Origin of the sequence: Burkholderia sp. LMU1-1-1.1 (assembly GCF_040675865.1) — a bacterium.
Classification (GTDB): domain Bacteria; phylum Pseudomonadota; class Gammaproteobacteria; order Burkholderiales; family Burkholderiaceae_D; genus Rugamonas.
Genome location: NZ_JBEGHG010000002.1, coordinates 116,198 through 138,214 on the forward strand (window position 1 = coordinate 116,198; position 22,017 = coordinate 138,214).

Consider the following 22,017-nt stretch of genomic DNA (forward strand, 5'->3'; position numbering starts at 1 on the left):
TAGTTACGTCCATAGCGCATTCTAGATTGTATGGCGGATTATGGCGCCCTCACGAGCGCTCCAGCTCCTCTTTGCGGCCGCCGGCGCGCAGTTTGCTCAGGGCGACGGCGGCCGCCGAGGTGCGCGTCTCGACGCCAAGCTTCACGAACACGTGCTCCAGGTGCTTGTTGATGGTGCGCGGACTGGTGCCAAGGATCTCGCCGATATCGCGGTTGGTCTTGCCCTTGATGAGCCAATTGAGCACCTCCGATTCGCGCTGCGTCAGTTTGAACGCAGCCATCAGCTTTTCGATTTGCGCCACGTCTGATTCCTCGCGCAGCACGATCATCCATTGTTCGTCCTCGCTATATTCCGCCGCCGAGAAAATCAGCCGGCGGCTGCCGCGCGCCAGCGTCAACGGCGGATGCGACTGGCCCTGGCTGTGCGCGTTCTGCGTCGCCGTCAGCCACGTGGTCAGCTCCGAGTCGACCAGATACCCCTGCATCAAGGTGCGCGCCAGCGGCGTTTGCCAGACGATTTTGCCGTCGCGCGGCGACATCGCGATGACCGCGTTGCCGAAGGCGTCGAGCGCGCTACGGGCCTGGTCCATCAGGCGCGCCGTCTGCATGTGGGCGGCGATCCTGGCCAGCACCTCGCCGGTGCGCAGCGGCTTGGTCACGTAGTCGTTGCCGCCGGCCTCGAAGGCCGCCACCACATGCTCGGCCTCCGTCAGTCCGGTCATGAACACCACCGGAATGTGACGCGTGGCCAGATTGGCTTTCAGCCGGCGGCACGCTTCAAAACCGTCCATGCCAGGCATGATGGCGTCCAGCAGGATGATGTCCGGCTGCGCTTCGGCGGCACGCTGCAGCGCCGCTTCGCCGTTGTTCGCCACCAGCACGGTGAAGCCCGATTCGTCCAGCGCGTCGTGTAGCACGGCGAGGTTTTCCGGTACGTCGTCGACCACCAGCACCAGATTGCCGCGTGCGGGTTCAATGTTGAAGTTCATCGGTCTTATTCTTTCGCACAAAGTCGGCCATCGCATCCAGCTGGAAGCGCTTGGCAAAATCACGCATGGTGTGGGTGAAGCGGGAGTGCCGCGCATCGATGGCGTCGATCTCGTCGAGTTTGGCCTGGATGCCGCGCACGTAGCCGATGCGTATCAGTTCCTCCAGCGCCGTCATTTGCGCGGCCGGCGGCAGCGTCATGGCCTCGCTGCCGGCGGCGGCGGGCATCTCGCTGCTGATCGTCTCCGCGCGCGCCTGCGTGATCCATTCCAGCGCGAGCCGGCGGCCGATCCAGTCCAGCAGTTCGCCCACGTTGACCGGTTTGATGATGAAGTCCGCCGCCGTGATGCCGGCCGGGTTTTCCATGCCCTTGTCGAAGGCGTTGGCCGAGACGATGGCGATCGGCACCTGCGACAACTGCCGGCGGCGCAGGATGTAGCTGGCTTCCCAGCCATCCATGCCCGGCATGGCCAGGTCCATCAAAATCAGGTCCGGCCGGAACGAGGCATGCAGGTCGAGGCATTCGAGGCCCGACGCGGCCTGCGCGATCTCGAACCCCAGCGGCGACAGGATGTTGAGCAGCAGTTCGCGGTCGACCCGTTCGTTGTCGACCACGAGAATGCGCCGGCGCGGGCCGCGATAGCCGCTGCGTTGCTGCGCCGGCGCCTCCAGTTCCCTCAGCTCCTTGCCGGTGACGTGCACGCTGGGCAGGAACAGCCGGATGTGGAACAAGCTGCCCTGCGACGGCGCGCTGCGGATCTTCATTTCGCCGCCCATCAGCTGCGTCAGCATTTTGCTGATCGGCAGGCCGAGGCCCGTGCCGCTGGCGTTGGCGTGCGCGCTGGCGCTGCCGCGCGTGAACGGCTCGAAGATGTGGTCCAGTTCCTCCTTCAGGATGCCGGGGCCGGAGTCCTCGATCTCGAACGAGGCGATCTCGCGCGCGTACTTCAGCCGCAGCACGACGCCGCCCTCGCTGGTGAACTTGACGGCGTTGCCGAGGATGTTGATGAGGATCTGGCCCAGGCGTTTGCGGTCGGCGCGCACGATGCGCGGCAGCGCGCCGGTCAGCTCGTAGCGGAACGTCAGGCCCTTGTTGGCCGCCTGCAGTTCGAACATGCGCACCAGCTGCCCGATGAAGTCCGGGAAGTTGACCTCCTTGGTGTCGAAGGTCAGCTTGCCGCCCTCGATGCGGGCGATATCGAGCGTGCCTTCGATCAGCGACAGCAAGTGCTCGCCGCTGCTGCGGATCACGCGGATGGCCTGCTGGCGGTGCTCGGGGATCGACGGATCGTTGTCGAGCAGCTGCGCGTAGCCGAGTATCGAATTCAAGGGCGTCCGGATCTCGTGGCTGATGCCGGCGATGTAGCGGCTCTTGGCCTGGTTGGCCAGGTCGGCGGTCTTCTTGGCTTGCTGCAGCTGGGCGTCTGTCTGGCTGTGCAGCTCGATCTCGCGCGTCAGCAGGCCGGTTTGGCGGTTCGATTCCTCCTGTGCCACGCGGCGGCTTTCGCTGGTCAGCACCAGCCACCAGGCGACGATGCCGCTGGTAATCAGCAGCGCGGCGAAGATCTTGAAGAACATCAGCCGCAGTTGCGGCAGCAGCGCGGCGTCGCCGGCCGGCAGCACCGATTGCTCGTGGTAGTAGATCAAGCCGAGCAGGGCGCCGAGGAACAGCACCGTGACGATCATCAGCAGCAGGTAGTGTCCCAGGCCGCTGCTTAGATAGCGCCACAGCGATTTGGGCAGCAGCGCCTGCATCGCCTGCTGCCACTGCGCCGACACTTTCGCGTGCGGCTTGCAGACGTCGTTGCAGCGCGCGTCCAGGCAGCAGCACAGCGAGCAGATCGAACCCTGGTAGGCCGGGCAGTGCGCCATGTCCTCGGCCTCGTATTCCTTCTCGCAGATCACGCAGGTCTTTTGCACCACGCCGGGCTGGCGGGCGATATAGTATTTGCCGTTGGTGGCGATCGCGATCAGCGGCGCCGCCACCAGCGCCGTGAGCAGCGCGATGAAGGCGGAGAAGGCCTGCGCCTGGTGGCCGAACACGCCCATGAAGGCGGCCACCGACAGCGCCGACGCCAGCACCATGGCGCCGACGCCGACCGGGTTGATGTCGTACAGGTAGGCGCGCCGGAACTCGATGCCCTTGGGGCTCAGGCCCAGCGGCTTGTTGATCACCAGGTCGGCCACCACCGCCGTGATCCACGAGATGGCGATGCACGAGTACAGCCCGAGCACCTGGTCGAGCGCCTGGAACACGTCGAGCTCCATCAGCAGCACGGCGATCAGCGCGTTGAACACCGCCCACACCACGCGCCCCGGGTGGCTGTGCGTCAGCCGCGCGAAGAAGTTCGACCACGCCAGCGAGCCGGCGTAGGCGTTGGTCATGTTGATCTTGACCTGCGAGATGACCACCAGCAGCGCGGTCGCCAGCAGCGCCCAGCGCGGGTCGGCGAACACCTGGCCATAGCCGGCCAGGTACATATGCGTCGGGTTGACGGCCAGGTCGAGGGGCACGGCGCTGCTGATGGCCAGGAAGGCCAGCAGCGCGCCGCCCAGCATCTTGACGATGCCCAGCAGGATCCAGCCCGGCCCCGCGACCAGCACGCCCAGGTGCCAGCGCACGCGGTTTTCGGCGGTCTTGGGCGGCATGAAACGCAGGAAGTCGACCTGCTCGCCGATCTGCGTGATCAGCGCCACGCCGACGGCGGTGGCGGCGCCGAACATCAGCACATTGAACTGCCCGTTCTGGCCGGAGCGGCCGGCGTAGTCCATCAGCTGCGGCAGCAATTCCGGCTGCTTGTGCAGGATGGCGACGAAGGGCAGGGCCATCAGCACCAGCCATACGGGTTGCGTGAGCATCTGGATGCGGCTGATCAGGGTCACGCCGTGCGTCACCAGCGGGATGACCGCCAGCGCGCTGACCATGTAGCCGAGGTAGAGCGGCAGGCCGAAATACAGTTCGAGCGCGTAGGCCATGATGGCCGCCTCCAGCGCGAACAGGATGAACGTGAACGAGGCGTAGACGAAGGAGGAGATGGTCGAGCCGATGTAGCCGAAGCCGGCGCCGCGCGTGAGCAGGTCCATGTCGACGCCGTATTTGGCGGCGTAGTAGCTGATCGGCAGGCCGGTGAGGAAGATGATCAGGCCGACGGCCATGATGGCCCACAGCGCGTTGATGAACCCGTAGTTGACGGTGATGGTGCCGCCGATCGCCTCGAGCACCAGGAAGGAGATGGCGCCGAAGGCCGTGTTGGAGACGCGGAACACCGACCATTTGCGGAACGAGCGCGGCGTGTAGCGCAGCGCGTAATCCTCGATCGTCTCGTTGGCCACCCAGGTGTTGTAGTCGCGCCGGATCTTGACGATGCGCTGGGGCGGTTCGGTCTCTGCCGCGGTGGTGCTCATGTGCTCCCTGTCTGGCTTATCGTTATGTTCTGCTGATTTTCAAGCAAGAAATATGCCGATAAACAAACTTGGAAACACAAACCTGGAAACGCGCGGCGGCGGGGGCGGTGCGCCATCGCGGTGCGTCCGCCGCCGGTCGCACCATTGTGGTGCCTGGCGCTAGCGGTGCCGAGCGTTGTTGAGCTTGTCGAGCAGGCGGGCCAGCTCATCCTGCATGGCTGGGGATAGATTGGTGAACTGGCAGCCGATCTGCACCTGTTCGCCCAGCAGGAAGGAGCGGAAGGTGCGCGACAGGCGCACCTCGAGGTCGGCGATCATGACCGAATCGGGGCCGAGCTCGAGCCGCACGCGCTGCAGTTTGCGCCCCACGTGCAGGCCGACGCAGTCGCGCGGCGGCGCGCGCATGCCGACGCCGCCCGACGAGAAGTCGTACAGCTGCAACTCGTACGGCTTGCCGTTCAACACGAACGAGGCCATGTAGTAGATGCCCAGCGGCGTCTCCAGCCGGGTCGAGGCGCGCCGGTTCAGCACCAGGCACTTGAGCGGGAAGCCCAGCGGGATCAGGGTCGGCACGCCGGGCTGGCAGGCCCAGTCCTCGGACGTCAGCTTGAACTGGATCTTCGCCGAGCGCAGCCAGGCGACAAAGGTCGCCTCGCCGGGCGGCAGGAACTCGCCCTCGTTCAGTTCGAGCACGAAGTGCGGGTTTTCCGGGTCCACCGAGCGGATGCGCGCCATCACCACGTTGGTGGTGCTGGCCGGGTAGATCGAGACCGGGTCGCCGTTGTCGGCGAGCAGGGTCAGCGAGTCGCCGATGTCATGTTCATCGGTCATGTCATGCGGCTTCGAACCCGCCGGTATGGGCTCCACAGCGTCTTTTAGGCTGGGCGGGCCGCGGCGAATTTCATTGGGTATTGGATCGTTCACGACGGCATATCTCTTTGATTGTGACTTCAGCAATGCGAGGTCGGTTCGAACAGTTTACAAGTTATTCGCGCGCTTGGCTTGCTAAATAGCAATAACCGGCGAGAATATTTCGCGGAATGTGCGGTTTGATCCACGCGCGGGCCGGGGACGCGCCGTCGGCGACCCCGGCCGCCGCTTAAAACTGCTCTTCGGGACGCAGGTAGCGCCATTGGCCGACCGGCAGGTCGCCCAGTTTGACCTTGCCGATGCGTACCCTTTTCAAACCGATAACTTTCAGGCCGACCATGTCGCACATGCGGCGGATCTGGCGCTTCTTGCCCTCGCGCAGGGTGAAGCTGAGCTGGTCGTCGTTTTGCCAGCGCACCTTGGCCGGCAGCAGCGGCTTGCCGTCCATCCACAGGCCGTGGTTGAGTTTTTTCAGGTCGCTGTCGGGCAGCTTGCCCGGCTTGGTGTACTCGACGCGCACCAGGTATTCCTTGTCGACGCTGGTGGTCTCGCCGATCAGGTGCTTGGCCACGCGGCCGTCCTGGGTCAGCACCAGCAGGCCGACCGAATCGATGTCGAGCCGGCCGGCCGGCACCAGCGAGCGCAGCTGGGTGGGGTGGAACAGTTCCGGCGACGGATCGTCCGGCCAGCGGTTCTCCGGCTTGACCAGCACCACGGCCGGCTGGTAGCCGTCCTCGGCCTGGCCGCTGACGTAGCCCATCGGCTTGTTGATCAGCACCGTCACCCGCTTCGACTGCTCGGCGGCGGCCTGGCGCTCGACGGTGACCTTCTGGCTCGGGTACACCTTGCTGCCGAGCTCGGAGACGACCTGGCCGTCGACCCGGACCCAGCCGCGCGCTATCCACTCGTCGGCCTCGCGGCGCGAGCACAGGCCCAGTTCGGACATGCGTTTGGACAGCCGTAATAATTCTTCTGACATGATGCTTTTCTATAGTAAGGGGAGGTTAAGGCCGATCTATACCTTGATCGCCTCGAGCAGGTCGGTTTCCAGCTGCAGCTGGCTGCGCGCGTTGCCCAGCGCCGGCCCGTCGATCAGGAACACGTCCTCGACCCGCTCGCCCAGGGTCATGACCTTGGCCGTGTGCAGGTTGAGGCGGTACTTGGCCAGCACGTTGGCGATCGAATACAGCAGGCCGGTGCGGTCGTTGGCCGCGATCGACAGCAGGTAGTACTGGCCCCGTTCGTCCGGGCGCAGGTCCACCGTCGGCTGCATCGGGAAGGTGCGCGACAGGCGCGACAGCCGGCCCTTGCCGGGCGCCGACAGCGGCTCCGGATGGGTCAGCACGCCGCACAGCTCGTGCTCGATCAGGTTGATGATGTCGCGGTAGCTCTTGGCGAAGTTCTGCTCGGTCACCAGGAAGGTGTCGAGCGCGTAGCCGTGGCGCGTGGTGTGGATCTTGGCGTCGAGGATGCTGAAGTTCTTGCGGTCGAAATAGCTGCAGATGCGCGCGAACAGGTCGGGCTGGTCGCGGATGTAGACGGCCACCTGCAAGCCCTCGCCAATCGGCGCCAGGCGGCACTTGACGATCGGCTTGTCGCTGGTGAAGCGGTCGTACAGCGCGCGCGTCTGCCAAGCGATGTCGGAGGCGTCGTGGCGCAGGAAGTAGGCGACGTCGAGCTGGCGCCAGAAGGCCTCGTGCGCGTCCGGCCCCAGGCCGTACAGGCGCAGCGTGGCCAGCGCCTCCTGCTGGCGGTTCTTCAGTTCGTGGTCGGCGCTGTGCGGCTCGCCGCCCAGCACGCGCAAGGTGATGCGGTACAGGTCCTCGAGCAGCTTGGCCTTCCAGGCGTTCCACACCTTCGGGCTGGTGCCGCGGATGTCGGCCACCGTCAGCAGGTACAGCGCCGTCAGGTGGCGCTCGTCGCCGACCGTCTTGGCGAAGGCGGCGATGACGTCCGGGTCCGACAGGTCCTGCTTCTGCGCCACCTGCGACATGGCCAGGTGCTGCTCGACCAGGAACACCACCAGGTCGGTGTCCTCGGCGCTCATGCCGTGCTCGACGCAGAACTGCTCGGCGTCGACCGTGCCCAGCTTGGAGTGGTCGCCGCCGCGTCCCTTGGCGATGTCGTGGAACAGCGCGCCCAGGTACAGCAGCCACGGCTGCGCGAAGTTGGCCATCAGCTGGCTGCAGAATGGGTACTCGTGCGCGTGTTCGGCCATCGTGAAGCGGCGCATGTTGCGCACCACCATCAGGATGTGCTGGTCGACCGTGTAGACGTGGAACAGGTCGTGCTGCATCTGGCCGACGATCTTGCGGAAGTTCGGCAGATAGCGGCCCAGGATCGACAAATCGTTCATGCGGCGCAGCGCGTGGATGATGCCCTGCGGCGCCTGCAGGATGCGCAGGAACAGCGCGCGGTTGGTCGGATCGGCGCGGAACGCGGTGTCGATCAGGAAGCGATCGTGCCACAGCGCGCGCATGGTGCGCGAGGTCATGCCCTTGAGCGAGGGCCGCTCGGTCATCAGCACGAAGATTTCGAGGATGGCCGACGGCTGCCGGGCGAAGGTGTCGTCCTCGCGCATGTCGATCAGGCCGTTCAAATCGTTGAAGCGCTCGTTGATCGGCACGGCCAGCTCTTCCTGCGGGAACAGCCGTTCCTCGATGTTTTGCAGCAGGATGGTGTTGAGCTGGGTGACGGTCTTGGCGGCCCAGTAGTAGCGCTGCATCAGGTATTCGCTGGCGCGGCGCATGCCGGGGCCGCTGCCGGTGGCCTGCAAGCCCAGCGACTCGGCGATGGCGGTCTGGATGTCGAACACCAGCCGGTCCTCGCGCCGGCCGGCGTGCAGGTGCAGGCGCACACGGATGTCCTTGAAGGCGCGCTCCTTCTCCATCAGCTGCTTGGCCTCGGTCTGCGTGATCAGGCCGCTGGTGGCCAAGGTGCGCCACGAGTTGGCCAGGCCGGCGGCCTTGACCAGCCACAGGATCACCTGCAGGTCGCGCAGGCCGCCCGGGCTTTCTTTGCAGTTCGGCTCGAGGCTGAAGGCGGTGTCCTCGTACTTGGCGTGGCGCTGGCGCATCTCCAGCAGCTTGGCGTGGTAGAAGGCGCGTGGGTCCATCGCGGCGTCGTAGCGGCGTTGCAGCTGTTCGAACAATTGCTCGTCGCCGCAAATCACGCGCGCCTCGAGCAGGCTGGTTTGCACGGTGATGTCGGCGGCCGACTCGGTCAGGCATTCGTCGACGGTTCGGATGCTGTGGCCGATCTCCAGGCCCAGGTCCCACAACAGCTGCACCAGTTCTTCCAGCTTGGCGGTGGTGGGGGCGTCGGGCGCCTCCTCGAGCAGGATCAGCAGGTCGACGTCGGAGTAGGGGAACAGCTCGCCCCGGCCGTAGCCGCCGACGCCGATCAGCGCCGTGTTGGCCGGCAGGCGCGCCTCGTGCCAGGCCGTCGTCAATACCGCGTCGACGCTCTGGCGCAGGCTGCGCAGCAGCTTTTCCGGCATGCCGTCGGCCTGGAAGCTGGCGATGACGCTCTGGCGTTCGGCCTTGAGCTGGCGCTTGAGCTGCTCGCGCAGCTCGTTCTTCATGACGGCCGCCGACATGCGCGCTTACGCCGCTTCGGCAGGTGCGGCCGAAGCGGCGCCAGTGATAAACGCCGGCGGCGGCGGGCTGCCGGCCGACAGCGTCAACACTTCATAGCCGGTCTCGGTGACCAGGATCGTGTGTTCCCATTGCGCCGACAGGCTGCGGTCCTTGGTTTTGATGGTCCAGCCGTCGCCCATTTCGCGGATTTCGCGCTTGCCGGCGTTGATCATAGGCTCGATGGTGAAGATCATGCCCGGTTTGAGCTCGTCGAGCGTGCCCGGACGGCCGTAGTGCAGCACTTGCGGCTCCTCGTGGAAGATCTTGCCGATGCCGTGGCCGCAGAACTCGCGCACCACGCTGTAGCCGGCCTTTTCGGCGTGCTGCTGGATGGCGTGGCCGATGTCGCCCAGGTGCGCGCCCGGCTTGACCTTGGCGATGCCCAGCCACATGCACTCGTAGGTGATGTCGGACAGGCGCTTGGTCATGATCGACGGCTCGCCGATCAGGAACATGCGGCTGTTGTCGCCGTGGTAACCATCCTTGATGACGGTGATGTCGAGGTTGACCGAGTCGCCGTTCTTGAGCACCTTGTCGCCCGGGATGCCGTGGCAGATGACATCGTTGACCGAGGTGCAGATCGCCTTGGGGTAGGGCGTGTAGCCGGGCGGGCAGTAGTTCAGCGGCGCCGGGATGGTGCCCTGGACGTTGACCATGTATTCGTGGCAGAGGCGATCCAGCTCGCCGGTGGTGACGCCGGCCTTGACGAAGGGGGTGATGTAGTCCAGCACTTCGGAGCCCAGGCGGCCGGCCACGCGCATGCCGGCGATATCTTCGGCGGATTTGATGGAGATAGACATAGAGGATCGCAATCAGCAAAGTAAACGGTAAAAACGCAGGCGGCGAGCGGACCTTGGTCCCTCGCGGCGTGCAGATATGCTGAAATTATAAACGACGCCGGGGGCGTCGCGTGCGGCAACGACCGGTCTGTGGTGGAATCGGTCCCGGCGCAGGTGGCTCAGGCCTGGGCGGCCTTGTCGGCGGCGGCGGCCGCAGCGCGGCGCTTGCGGCGCGCCGCGAAGCCTAGCAGGCCCAGCCCGCTCAGCAGCATGGCGTAGGTTTCCGGCTCCGGCACCGGGGTGACGGGCGGCACGCCCGGCGGCAGTGGCGGCGTCGTGATCGGACGCACGCTGCCGCCCGGGAAGATAGGCTGGTTGCCCGGCACCGGCGGGCCCGCGAAGGGCTGCTCGACCGTGCGTTCCTCGACCGGCGCCATCGCCATCGGCGCAGGCAGGAAGCCGGCGGTGCGCAGGTTGGGCACGTCTTCGACGATAGGGGCGTCAACCAGGCCAAGGTCGCTGTCGCCGACATGGTCGTTCCAGTTCGGCGGCGCCGCGGGCGCCGGTGGCGGCACCTGCGCCACGGCCGGGCGCGGACGCACGATGCGGCTGACGTTGCCGCAGATCTTAGGCACCAAAATGCAATGTTGGTCGACGCAGTAGACGGCGCCCGGTTCGCTGCGGCTGGCGGCCCACTTGCTGCGGGTGACGGTGTGGCAGACGGAGGCGGCGCCGAAGTGCATGTCGCGGATCTCGGCGTCGTAGTTGTATTTGCCGGTGATCGCGTCGCGCGTGATGCTCACGGTTTCGTCCGGATTACCGTAGGTGATGCGGTGTTTGAGCTTGACGCGGGTGCGTTCCGGGATGTCCGTGTAGCGGTCGATCGCGGCGTCGGTATTGCCCGTATACGGATTGGCGCCCGGCCGGTCCCAGGAGCAGCTGGGTTGTACGGTGGCCGCGGCCGCGAGGGTTATGGCAAACAGGGTAGACATTGAGACAATCTCCGAAACGCAACATTGCAATTTTAACAGATATTACAGGAAGGCAAGTGTCTTAATACTGCGGCACTAAACTTTTGCAAATGATATTACAAATTGCTTACTTTTCGCGTGATCCAGAACAATAAATTTCCGAATGTTACAATTTAACGTTTCGGGCGTTGTATTGCTGTCGGTATCTGACATTCTTTGTCCAGGGCAACAAGGACGGTTGGATGATTTTGCATGAGAACGATTTCAAATGTTGCTAGTAAATTCGCCGAGAAAAGCGTTTACTCGCGCTATTTGGGAGGAAAACCATGCACATCACATCCGTGTCGGTGGGCGCCTTGCTCGCCCATCTCCTTATCGCGGCCGCCTCGGCCGCAGCGCCGGCCCCGGCCGCGACTGAGTTGTGGGCGCCCGAGCCGGTCAAGGTGACGCCGGGTGACGGCGCCAAGCCGCCGTCGGACGCGATCGTGCTGTTTGACGGCACCGACCTGAGGGAATGGATTTCCACCGACGTCACACCTGTCGCGGCCAAATGGCCGGTGGTCGACGGGATCGTGAAAGTGCGCAGCGGTTCCGGCCACATCCAGACACGGCGCGATTTTCTCGACTACCAGCTGCACATCGAATGGCGCACGCCAGCCGATGTGGTCGGCGCCGGCCAGCATCGCGGCAACAGCGGTGTGTTCCTGGCCGCCACTGGTCCGGGATTGCGCGGGTACGAGCTGCAGGTGCTGGATTGCGCCGCGAACAAGACCTATGTCAACGGGCAGGCCGCCAGCATCTATAAACAGTTTGTTCCGCTGGTGAATGCCTGCCGCTCGAATGGTGAATGGCAAAGCTATGACATCCTGTGGACCGCGCCGCGCTTCCTGGCCGATGGCGCGTTGCAGAGGCCGGCGCGCGTGACGGTACTGCATAATGGGGTGCTGGCGCAATGGAACGTCGAGCTTAAAGGCGAAACGCTGTATGCGGGAACGCCCCGGTATTTCGCGCATGGACGTTCACCGATCCTGCTGCAGGACCATGGGGACAAGGGGCCGGGCGTGGAATTCAGAAATATCTGGATCAGGGAAGTCGATTGAACCGCCGGCCTCCCTCCATGCGCTGCATCGGTCCTTGCCGGCCGCTTGAACACCTGCTGGCGCGGCATCTCCGGACTTGCCTAAGTGGCTGTTTTCAGGGTAGAATCTCGGGTTGCTTGGATTTGACTTTCGGTTCAGGCAATAAAGTAGTCAATATTGTTTATTCATAAACGCGAATCCGATCGACAAGGGTGCCTCTATGGTGACTGATCGGATTCCAGACCCAACCCTGGAGTTAAATATGTCCGTAACGATGCGCGAAATGCTGGAAGCCGGTGTCCACTTTGGTCACCAAACCCGTTTCTGGAACCCAAAGATGGCACCGTTCATCTTCGGTCACCGCAACAAGATCCATATCATCAACTTGGAAAAGACGATGGGTATGTATCAAGAAGCGATGAAACACGTGAAGCAGGTTGCTTCGAACCGCGGCACCATCCTGATGGTCGGCACCAAGCGTCAAGCCCGCGAAATCATCGCTGCCGAAGCGGCACGCGCAGGCGTTCCTTTCGTCGATCAGCGTTGGCTCGGCGGCATGCTGACCAACTTCAAAACCATCAAGACCTCGATCAAGCGCCTGAAAGACATGGAAGCCCAGATCGAAGACGGTTCGGTTGAGAAGCTGTCGAAAAAAGAAGCGCTGATGTTCCAACGCGAAATGATCAAGCTGCAAAAATCGATCGGCGGTATCAAGGACATGGGCGGCGTTCCTGACGCCATCTTCGTCGTTGACGTTGGCTACCATAAAGGCGCCATCACCGAAGCCGCTAAACTGGGCATCCCGGTCATCGGCGTGGTCGACACCAACCACTCCCCAGAAGGCGTTCAGTACGTCATTCCAGGCAACGACGACTCGTCGAAAGCCATCACGCTGTACGCCCGTGGCGTTGCGGACGCGATCCTGGAAGGCCGTGCAGCCGCCGGTAACGAAGTGGTTGAAATGGTCAAAGCCGCAGCAGGCGACGAATTCGTCGAAGTGAACGAACAGGCTTAATTGTTCTGAGCGAGATGTAGGAAAAAGGGGTGGCCAACAGCTCCCCCTTTTTTTTAACGTAAATGGGTAGAGCAGGGCTCACCGGCCGCTCCCCTTCCACCGAATACCGAATACAGGAGAAACACTATGGCAGCGATTACTGCAGCAATGGTAGGCGAACTGCGCGCCAAGACTGACGCGCCTATGATGGAATGCAAAAAAGCACTGACCGAAGCCGAAGGCGACATGGGTCGTGCGGAAGAGATCCTGCGCGTCAAGCTGGGCGGCAAGGCCTCGAAGGCATCGGCCCGCATCACCGCCGAAGGCGTGGTCGCCACCTACATCGCCAACGGCGTGGGCGCGCTGATCGAAGTGAACTCGGAAACCGACTTCGTCGCCAAGAACGACGACTTCCTGAACCTGGCCAACACCGCCGCCAAGCTGGTCGCAGAAAACAACCCGGCCGACGTCGCCGCGCTGCTGGCGCTGCCAGCTGGCAACGGCCAGACCCTGGACGAGGTGCGTGCCGCCTTGATCGGTAAAATCGGCGAAAACATGTCGATCCGCCGCTTCCAGCGTTTCGAAACGACCGCCAAGCTGGCCTCGTACCTGCACGGCACCCGCATCGGCGTGGTCGTCGAGTTCGACGGCGCCGACGAGCAGGTCGGTAAAGACGTCGCGATGCACATCGCCGCGATGAAGCCGGTGTCGCTGTCGGCCGAGCAGGTTCCTGCCGAGCTGATCGAAAAAGAGCGCTCGGTCGCCAAGCTGAAGGCCGAGGAAGACGCGGCCGCCGCCGTGGCCGCCGGCAAGCCTGCGCAATCGCCGGAAATCCTGGCCAAGCGCCTGGAAGGCTCGGTCCAGAAGTATCTGAAGGAAGTGTCGCTGCTGAACCAGGCGTTCGTCAAGAACGACAAGCAGTCGATCGAGCAGATGCTGAAGGAAAAAGCCACCACCATCAAGGCGTTCACCATGTACGTGGTGGGCGAGGGCATCGAGAAGAAAGTCGACGACTTCGCCGCCGAAGTGGCCGCCCAAATGGCCGCTTCCCAGGGTTAATAGTGAAAACGGGCCGAGAGGCCCGTTTTTTTAGCCCGGCAACATAATATTGCCTGTAACACCAGCTGTCCCCGGCGGCCGTCGCGCCTATCTCAAGGTATGATAGGCGCCGGCAGCCTTCCCTGAATCAACCCCATACACTTTAGGAGCCCCGTCTCATGTCCAAACCAGCCTATAAGCGCGTCCTCCTCAAATTGTCCGGCGAAGCCCTGATGGGCGATGATCCTTACGGCATCAACCGCGGCACGATCGAACGGATGGTCGCCGATGTGGCCGAGGTCGCGAAAATGGGCGTGGAACTGGCGATCGTCATTGGCGGCGGCAACATCTTCCGCGGCGTCGCCCCCGGCGCCCAAGGCATGGACCGCGCCACCGCCGACTACATGGGCATGCTGGCGACCGTCATGAACGCGCTGGCGCTGGCCGACGCCATGCGCCATGTCGGCATCACCGCGCGCGTGATGTCGGCCATCGGCATCGAGCAGGTGGTCGAGCCGTATGTGCGCCCGAAGGCGCTGCAGTACCTGGAAGAGGGCAAGGTCGTGGTGTTCGCGGCCGGCACCGGCAACCCGTTCTTCACCACCGACACGGCCGCCGCGCTGCGCGGTTCCGAGATCAGCGCCGAGATCGTCCTGAAGGCCACCAAGGTCGACGGCGTCTACACGGCCGACCCGAAGAAGGACCCGAACGCCACGCTGTACCACTCGATCACCTTCGACGAGGCGATCGCCAAGCACCTGCAAGTCATGGACGCGACCGCCTTCGCGCTGTGCCGCGACCAGAAATTGCCGATCAAAGTGTTCTCCATCACCAAGCCGGGCGCGCTCGCACGCGTCATCATGGGCGAGGATGAGGGTACACTGGTCCACGTTTAATGTTTTGTTATCATATTTATATCCGATCACAGGAGAGCAGCAATGTCCGTAGCTGACGTTAAAAAGAATGCGCAAGAACGCATGACCAAATCGCTGGAAACCTTGCGCGCCGATCTGGCCAAGGTGCGTACCGGCCGCGCCCACACCGGCATCCTCGACCACGTGATGGTCGAGTACTACGGTTCGCCGACCGCGTTGACCCAGGTGGCCAACGTCACCCTGATGGACGCGCGCACCATCGGCGTGCAGCCGTTCGAGAAGAAAATGGCCTCGACCATCGAAAAAGCCATCCGCGACGCCGACCTGGGCCTGAATCCGTCGTCGCAGGGCGACATGATCCGCGTGCCGACCCCGCCGCTGACCGAGGAACGCCGCAAGGAGATGGTCAAGCTGGTCAAGAGCGAAGCCGAGGACGCCAAGATCGCCGTGCGCAACATCCGCCGCGACGGCAATGAAAGCCTGAAAAAGCTGGTCAAGGACAAGGCCATCTCGGAGGACGACGAGCGCCGCGCCTCCGACGAGGTGCAAAAGCTGACCGACAAGTTCATCGCCGACATCGACAAGATGGTTGTCGAAAAAGAAAAGGAAGTGCTGACGGTTTAACCCTCGAGGTGCCAGCGGCCGACCCGCAGTCCCCGGCTTAGGGGTCGGACCCCGTACGGGGTCCGACCCCGTCACGCTTTTGGGGTGCGGCTTACCGTGCCACCTTGTCTTTTCGCGTCACACCTGCAATACTTTATACTTTGGCACCAAAGTTTTCATGAAATATACGAGTTCGACTACTGAGGTTCCGGAAGCCCCGAATGTGCCGCGTCACGTGGCGATCATTATGGACGGCAATGGCCGCTGGGCGACCAAGCGCTATCTGCCGCGCGTGGCCGGCCACGTCAAGGGCGTCGAGGCGGTACGCACCGTGGTCGAGGCCTGCGCCCGCCGCGGCGTCGAATACCTGACCCTGTTCGCCTTCAGCTCCGAAAACTGGCGCCGCCCCGAGGAGGAAGTGTCGCTGCTGATGCGCCTGTTCGTCACGGCGCTCGACCGCGAGGTCTCCAAGCTGCACGCCAACAATATCCGCTTGAAAGTCGTCGGCGACCTGAGCCGCTTTGACGCCAAGCTGCAGGGCATGATCGCCAGCGCCGAGCGCAAGACCGCCAACAACACCCGCATGACCGTCACCGTCTGCGCCAACTATGGCGGGCGCTGGGACATCATGCAGGCGGTGGCCAAGATGGTGGCCGCCCACCCGGGCGCGGCCAACTTCACCGAAGAGCAGCTGGCGCCGCACCTGGCGATGGCCTACGCGCCCGAGCCGGACCTGTTCATCCGCACCGGCGGCGAGCAGCGCATCTCCAACTTCCTGCTGTGGCAGCTCGCCTACACCGAATTGTTCTTCACCGAGACGTACTGGCCCGATTTCTCCATCGAATGCCTTGACGAGGCGGTCGCCTCCTACCAGCACCGCGAGCGCCGTTTCGGCCGCACCGGCGCGCAACTGGCAGAAAAGAAAAACTAATGCTGAAAACACGGATTATTACCGCGGTGCTCTTGCTGGCGGTGTTGCTGCCGGTCCTGTTCTTCAATTATTTCCCCGCGTTCGCCGTGGTCGTCACCTTGTTCGTCGGCGCCGCGATGTGGGAGGGCGCGCGCCTGTTCGGGCTGTCGCCCACCGCCGCCAAGGTCACGGGCGTGGTCGGCTGCGGCCTGTTCGTGTTGCTGATGTACAGCGCCAAGCCGGGCGCGGTGACCGCGCTGTACGGCGTGGCCGCGCTGCTGTGGCTGATCCGCTACGCGCCGACCCTGGGCCTGGGGCTGCCGCCGCTCAAGGGCGCGGCCAACTGGTCGATGGCCATCACGTTCAGCTTCGCCATCTTCGCCTGCTTCTTCGCCATCGTCGGCCTGTACCTGAAGTCGCCGCTGTACCTGCTGTCGGTGCTGGCCCTGGTGTGGATCGCCGACATCGGCGCCTATTTCTCCGGCAAGGCCTTCGGCAAGCGCAAGCTGGCGCCGACCATCTCCCCGGGTAAATCGTGGGAGGGCGCCATCGGCGGCGGCATCGCCGTGCTGGCGATCGCCTCGCTGACGATTATCCTGGCCGTGTCGGGCTCGGTGCCGTGGCTGCGGGACACCTTCGCCGTGCGCCTGCAGGCGCGCTTCGGCTGGGCGCTGACCCTGCTCGCGCTGCTGCTCATCGTCGCCGCCTCCGTCATCGGCGACCTGTTCGAATCCCAACTCAAGCGCCGCGCCGCCATCAAGGACAGCAGCAACCTGCTGCCGGGCCACGGCGGCGTGCTCGACCGTGTCGACGCGCTGATCCCCGTGCTGCCGCTGGCCGCGCTGTTGACCGCCTGGCTCTGAAAGACATTCCTATGCAACGCATCACCATCCTTGGCGCCACCGGTTCGATCGGCGTGTCCACGCTGGACGTGCTCGCCCGCCATCCCGAGCGCTACTCGGTCTACGCGCTGTCCGCGCACAGCCGCGTCGACGAACTGGCCGCGCAGTGCGTGCAATTCCGCCCGGCGCGCGCCGTGGTCGGCAGCGCCGCCGCCGCCGACCGCCTGGGCGCGCTGCTGCGCGCGGCCGGCGTGGCCACCGAAATCGAATATGGCGAGGCGGCCCTGTGCGCCATCGCCAGCGCGCCCGAGGTCGAGAGCGTCATGGCCGCCATCGTCGGCGCCGCCGGCCTGGCGCCGACCCTGGCCGCCGCCCGCGCCGGCAAGAAGGTCTTACTAGCCAACAAGGAGGCGCTGGTCATGTCCGGCCAGCTGTTCATCGACGCCGCCGCCGAGGCCGGCGCCGTGCTGTTGCCGATCGACAGCGAGCACAACGCGATCTTCCAGTGCCTGCCGTCGTCGTACGGCCGCGCGCCCGATGCCAGCGGCGTCGCCAAGATCCTGCTGACGGCCTCCGGCGGCCCGTTCCTGACGCGCGCCGTCGACACGCTCGACGCCGTCACGCCGGAGCAGGCCTGCAAACACCCCAACTGGTCGATGGGCCGCAAGATCTCGGTCGACTCGGCCACGATGATGAACAAGGGCCTGGAGGTGATCGAGGCGCACTGGCTGTTCGGCGCCCCGGCCGACCGCATCGACGTCGTCATCCACCCGCAGTCGGTGATCCATTCGATGGTGTCGTACGTCGACGGCTCGGTGCTGGCGCAGCTGGGCAACCCGGACATGCGCACGCCGATCGCCCACGCGCTGGCCTACCCGGAGCGCATCGACTCCGGCGTCGCCCAGCTCGACCTGACGCAGATCGCCACCCTGCAGTTCGAGCGTCCCGACTTCGCCCGCTTCCCGTGCCTGGCGCTGGCCTTCGACGCCCTGCGCGCCGGCGGCACCGCGCCGGCGCTGCTGAACGCGGCCAACGAGGTCGCGGTGCAAGCCTTCCTCGACCTGAAGATCGGCTTCCGCCAGATCGACCGCGTGATCGCGCAAGTGATGGACGCGCTGCCGCACGGCGCCGCGGGCAGCATTGAGGCCGTCATGGCGCAGGACGCGCTGGCGCGCGGCGCCGCCGAGAGTATCATCGCCGGGTTGGCAAAATGAACTTCCTGCAAACCGTGTTGGCGTTCGTCGTCTGCCTCGGCTCCCTGATCATCTTCCATGAACTGGGCCACTACCTGGTGGCGCGCTGGTGCGGCGTCAAGGTGCTGCGTTTCTCGGTCGGCATGGGCAAGGTCGTGTGGTCGCGCCGCTTCGGCCCCGACCAGACCGAGTGGGCCGTGTCGGCGCTGCCGCTGGGTGGCTACGTCAAGATGCTCGACGCGCGCGAGGGCGACCTGGCGCACCTGCCGGCCGCGGACCTGAAGCGCGAGTTCACGCGCCAGAACGTGTGGAAGCGCATCGCCATCGTCGCCGCCGGCCCGCTGGCCAATTTCCTGATCGCGATCGTGCTGTTCGCCGGGTTGTACATGTACGGCGTCGAGGAGCCGGTCAGCAAGATCAGCGTGCGCGCCAGCGAGGTGGCCGAGCTGTCCGGCGCCTCCTCGTCCGCGTCCGCGCCGGCGGCCGGCGGCGCGCTGCCGACGCCGGCGGCCACGCCCGCGTGGCAGGCCGGCTTGCGCAGCGGCGACCTGGTCACCGCCGTCAACGAGCAGCCGGTGACCGTCTGGTCCGAGCTGCGCTGGAACCTGATGCAGTCGGCCATCGACAAGAAAGAAGCGCGCCTGACGGTCGAACGTCCGGGCGAGGGGCGCATGCACTTCGTGCTGCCGGCCGGCGTGTTGGCCGCGCTCGACCTCGACGGCGACGTGCTGGGCAAACTGGGCCTGGGCGTGGCGCGCCCGGCGCCGGTGGTGCAGCAGGTGATCGCCGGCGGCCCGGCCGAGCGCGCCGGCCTGCGGGTCGACGACCTGCTGCTGTCGGTGGCGGGCACGCCGGTGGCCGACGGCATCGCCTTTATCGACATCATCCGCGCCTCGGCCGGCAAGACGGTCGAGGTGGTGGTGCGGCGCGCCGGCCAGCCGGTCACCTTGGCCATGACGCCCCAGGCCGAGCAGGCAAAAAGCGGCAAAGGAACTGTAACAGTCGGTAAGATCAGCGCTTACGTCGCTTTGCAGCCGGATATGATCGTCGTGCCATCGTCCCCGCTCGAGGCGGTGGGCAAGGCGATGTCCCGCGTCTGGGACACTTGTACGATGACGCTGAAGATGATCGGCAAGATGATCGTCGGCGAGGTCTCGCTCAAGAACGTCACCGGTCCGATCACGATCGCCGATTACGCCGGCCAGACCGCGCGCATGGGCGTGGTCAGTTATTTGAGCTTTATCGCCTTCATCAGCATCAGTTTAGGGGTAATGAATTTGCTACCGATTCCGGTTCTAGATGGGGGGCATTTGCTGTATTATTCGCTGGAAGTTTTAACTGGGCGTCCTGTGCCGGAACGTTTTAACGAGATTGCGCAGCGCGTCGGCATTGGTTTGCTGATGACGTTAATGCTGTTGGCGGTATTTAACGACGTCGCCCGGCTTTTATAAAGTAGTTCGTTGATTTAGCCATTGAATAACCCCAATGAAATTATATTCTGACCGTATTACTTCACCTTCTTTGCGCCGCAGCCTGATCGGCGCCGCCGTCCTGGCGCTGTGCGCCGGCCGTGCCATGGCGATCGATCCCTTCGTCATCAAGGACATCCGCATCGAAGGCATTCAGCGTACGGAAGCCGGTACGGTGTTCAGCTACCTGCCGGTGCGGGTGGGCGAGACCTTCAACGACGACAAGAGCGTCACCGCCATCAAGGCGCTGTACGCCACCGGTTTCTTCAAGGACGTCAAGCTCGAAGCCGACGGCCAGGTGCTGGTGGTGCTGGTCGAGGAACGTCCGGCCATCGCCAAGGTGGAATTCACCGGCACCAAGGAATTTGAAAAAGACACGCTGGTCAAGGCGTTGAAGGACATCGGCGTCGGCGAGGCCAAGACCTTCGAGAAGGCCTCGGTCGACCGCGCCGAGCAGGAGTTGAAGCGCCAGTACCTGTCGCACGGCCTGTACGGCGTCAAGATCGTCACCACCGTCACGCCGATCGAGCGTAACCGCGTCAACGTCACGTTCGCCGTCGACGAGGGCGACGTCGCCAAGATCAAGCAGATCAACATCGTCGGCAACAAGGTGTTCGACGATAAGGAATTGAAGCAGCAGCTCGCGCTCAACACCGGCGGCTGGTTCAGCTGGTACACCAAGGCCGACCAGTACTCCAAGACCAAGCTGACCGGCGACATCGAGTCGCTCAAGTCCTTCTACCTCGACCGCGGCTACATCGAGATGAACATCGATTCGACCCAGGTGTCGATCACGCCGGACAAGAAGGACATCTACATCACGATCAACATCACCGAAGGCGAGAAGTACACCGTCTCCGGCATCAAGTTCGAGGGCGAGACCTTCGGCCGCGAGGAGGAGCTGCGCTCGCTGGTGCTGCTCAAGAACGGCGAGACCTATTCCGGCGCGCGCCTGACCGCCACCAACAAGCTCATTTCCGACCGCCTCGGCACCTTCGGCTACGCGTTCGCCAACGTCAACGCCAATCCGGACATCAACCGCGACAAGCGCGAAGTGGCGTTCACCTTCTTCATCGATCCGGGCAAGCGCGCCTACGTGCGCCACATGAACATCGCCGGCAACACCACCTCGCGCGACGAGGTGATCCGCCGCGAGTTCCGCCAGTTCGAGTCGTCCTGGTACGACGCCAACAAGATCAAGCTGTCGCGCGACCGCGTCGACCGCCTGGGCTACTTCAAGGACGTCACCGTCGACACGCCGGAGGCGCAGGGCACCTCCGACCAGGTCGACGTCAACCTGACCGTGGTCGAAAAGCCAACCGGTAACTTCCAGATCGGCGGCGCGTTCTCGCAGTCGGAGAAGTTCACCTTCCAGGCGGCGATCCAGCAGGCCAACTTCGCCGGTTCGGGCACCACCGTCGGCATGGAACTGAACACGTCCAAGTACAGCCGCACGATCTCGTTCTCGCAGACCGACCCGTATTACACCGACGACGGCGTCTCGCGCTCGTACGAGATCTATCTGCGCACGCAGAAACCGCCGGCGCTCAACACCGGTTACTACACCATCAAACAACAGGGCGGGCGCGTGAGCTACGGCGTGCCGTTCTCCGAAGTCGACACCGTGTTCTTCGGCATCGGCCTGGAACGCTCGAACATCGAGACCGACGCCACCTCGCCGACCCGCTTCCAGCAGTATGTGCGCGACATCACCGGCATCCAGAGCGGCATCGGCAGCGCCAAGACCAACGCCGTGCCGCTGACGGCGGCGTGGGCGCGCGACAGCCGCGACTCGGCGCTGACGCCGACGGTGGGCCGCTACCAGCGCGCCAACCTGGAAATCGACATCATCGGCCAGCAGAAGTACTACCGCGCGGTCTACGAGCAGCAGTGGTACAAGCCGCTGTTCTCGAAGGTGACCCTGGCGCTCAAGGGCGAGATCGACTACGGCCGCGGGCTGCGCGACAGCTCCTACCCGGTGTTCAAGAACTTCTACGGCGGCGGTATCGGTTCGGTGCGCGGCTACCTGAGCTCCTCGCTGGGCGCGGTCGATCCGCGTTACGGCGACGCGCTGGGCGGCGCCTCGCGCCTGATCGGCAACGCCGAGCTGCAGATGCCGTTCCCCGGCTCCGGCCAGGACCGCAGCCTGCGCTGGTTCGGCTTCGTCGACGGCGGCCAGGTCTACCAGGAAGGCGAGAAGATGCGCCTGCAGCAGCTGCGCTATTCCGCCGGTCTGGGCATCAGCTGGATTTCGCCGGTCGGCCCGCTCAAGTTGAGTTATGCTAAGCCTTTGAACGCCAAGGAAGGCGACCGCCTGGAACGCTTCCAGTTCCAGATGGGTAGCGGCTTCTGATGGCGGCGGGTT

17 protein-coding genes are annotated in these 22,017 nt (G+C 64.4%); 10 read left to right on the forward strand and 7 right to left on the reverse strand.

Features of this window, described 5'->3' with window-relative positions; genetic code table 11:
- Window positions 1-49: 49 nt before the first annotated feature.
- The 7 genes from MRBLMU1_RS02915 to MRBLMU1_RS02945 form a co-directional block, all read right to left on the reverse strand.
- On the reverse strand, window positions 50-988 hold the full coding sequence (locus tag MRBLMU1_RS02915) for a response regulator transcription factor (RefSeq protein WP_363496769.1): 939 nt from the start codon (window positions 986-988) through the stop codon (window positions 50-52).
- Window positions 972-4,391, reverse strand: a complete 3,420-nt coding sequence (locus MRBLMU1_RS02920) for a hybrid sensor histidine kinase/response regulator (protein ID WP_363496772.1) — start codon at window positions 4,389-4,391, stop codon at window positions 972-974. Before MRBLMU1_RS02920 ends, MRBLMU1_RS02915 begins: the two co-directional genes overlap by 17 nt.
- 159 nt (window positions 4,392-4,550) lie before the next feature.
- Window positions 4,551-5,222: a flagellar brake protein gene (locus MRBLMU1_RS02925; protein WP_363496775.1), complete on the reverse strand. Its 672-nt coding sequence runs from the start codon at window positions 5,220-5,222 to the stop codon at window positions 4,551-4,553.
- A gap of 268 nt (window positions 5,223-5,490) precedes the next feature.
- Complete coding sequence (locus MRBLMU1_RS02930) at window positions 5,491-6,240, reverse strand: pseudouridine synthase (RefSeq protein ID WP_090313888.1); 750 nt, start codon at window positions 6,238-6,240, stop codon at window positions 5,491-5,493.
- Window positions 6,241-6,276: 36 nt separating this feature from the next.
- The gene (locus MRBLMU1_RS02935; protein WP_363496779.1) at window positions 6,277-8,844 is read right to left on the reverse strand and encodes a [protein-PII] uridylyltransferase; all 2,568 of its coding nucleotides are present in this window, start codon (window positions 8,842-8,844) and stop codon (window positions 6,277-6,279) included.
- Between the two features lie 21 nt (window positions 8,845-8,865).
- Window positions 8,866-9,699: a type I methionyl aminopeptidase gene (gene map / locus MRBLMU1_RS02940; RefSeq protein ID WP_363496782.1), complete on the reverse strand. Its 834-nt coding sequence runs from the start codon at window positions 9,697-9,699 to the stop codon at window positions 8,866-8,868.
- A gap of 158 nt (window positions 9,700-9,857) precedes the next feature.
- The gene (locus MRBLMU1_RS02945) at window positions 9,858-10,670 is read right to left on the reverse strand and encodes an MHFG family PEP-CTERM protein (protein ID WP_363496785.1); all 813 of its coding nucleotides are present in this window, start codon (window positions 10,668-10,670) and stop codon (window positions 9,858-9,860) included.
- Between the two features lie 305 nt (window positions 10,671-10,975).
- Between MRBLMU1_RS02945 and MRBLMU1_RS02950 the strand changes: the two genes are divergently transcribed.
- From MRBLMU1_RS02950 to bamA, 10 genes are all read left to right on the forward strand, one after another.
- Complete coding sequence (locus MRBLMU1_RS02950; RefSeq protein WP_363496788.1) at window positions 10,976-11,749, forward strand: 3-keto-disaccharide hydrolase; 774 nt, start codon at window positions 10,976-10,978, stop codon at window positions 11,747-11,749.
- Window positions 11,750-11,990: 241 nt separating this feature from the next.
- On the forward strand, window positions 11,991-12,743 hold the full coding sequence (gene rpsB / locus MRBLMU1_RS02955; protein ID WP_090313880.1) for a 30S ribosomal protein S2: 753 nt from the start codon (window positions 11,991-11,993) through the stop codon (window positions 12,741-12,743).
- Between the two features lie 126 nt (window positions 12,744-12,869).
- A complete protein-coding gene (tsf, locus tag MRBLMU1_RS02960; RefSeq protein WP_363496792.1) occupies window positions 12,870-13,781 on the forward strand; it encodes a translation elongation factor Ts in 912 nt (303 codons plus the stop codon).
- A gap of 158 nt (window positions 13,782-13,939) precedes the next feature.
- Window positions 13,940-14,656, forward strand: coding sequence for a UMP kinase (gene pyrH, locus MRBLMU1_RS02965; RefSeq protein WP_090313876.1), 717 nt, complete (start codon window positions 13,940-13,942; stop codon window positions 14,654-14,656).
- A gap of 42 nt (window positions 14,657-14,698) precedes the next feature.
- Window positions 14,699-15,259 (forward strand): ribosome recycling factor, encoded by a 561-nt coding sequence (gene frr, locus MRBLMU1_RS02970; RefSeq protein WP_363496795.1) that lies wholly within the window; start codon window positions 14,699-14,701, stop codon window positions 15,257-15,259.
- A gap of 157 nt (window positions 15,260-15,416) precedes the next feature.
- Complete coding sequence (gene uppS, locus MRBLMU1_RS02975; RefSeq protein WP_363496798.1) at window positions 15,417-16,169, forward strand: polyprenyl diphosphate synthase; 753 nt, start codon at window positions 15,417-15,419, stop codon at window positions 16,167-16,169.
- Window positions 16,169-17,011, forward strand: coding sequence for a phosphatidate cytidylyltransferase (locus tag MRBLMU1_RS02980; RefSeq protein WP_363496801.1), 843 nt, complete (start codon window positions 16,169-16,171; stop codon window positions 17,009-17,011). Before uppS ends, MRBLMU1_RS02980 begins: the two co-directional genes overlap by 1 nt.
- 11 nt (window positions 17,012-17,022) lie before the next feature.
- Window positions 17,023-18,204, forward strand: a complete 1,182-nt coding sequence (gene ispC, locus MRBLMU1_RS02985; protein WP_363496803.1) for a 1-deoxy-D-xylulose-5-phosphate reductoisomerase — start codon at window positions 17,023-17,025, stop codon at window positions 18,202-18,204.
- Window positions 18,201-19,634: an RIP metalloprotease RseP gene (rseP, locus tag MRBLMU1_RS02990; RefSeq protein WP_363496806.1), complete on the forward strand. Its 1,434-nt coding sequence runs from the start codon at window positions 18,201-18,203 to the stop codon at window positions 19,632-19,634. Before ispC ends, rseP begins: the two co-directional genes overlap by 4 nt.
- 34 nt (window positions 19,635-19,668) lie before the next feature.
- A complete protein-coding gene (gene bamA / locus MRBLMU1_RS02995; RefSeq protein ID WP_363496809.1) occupies window positions 19,669-22,005 on the forward strand; it encodes an outer membrane protein assembly factor BamA in 2,337 nt (778 codons plus the stop codon).
- Window positions 22,006-22,017 lie beyond the last annotated feature (12 nt).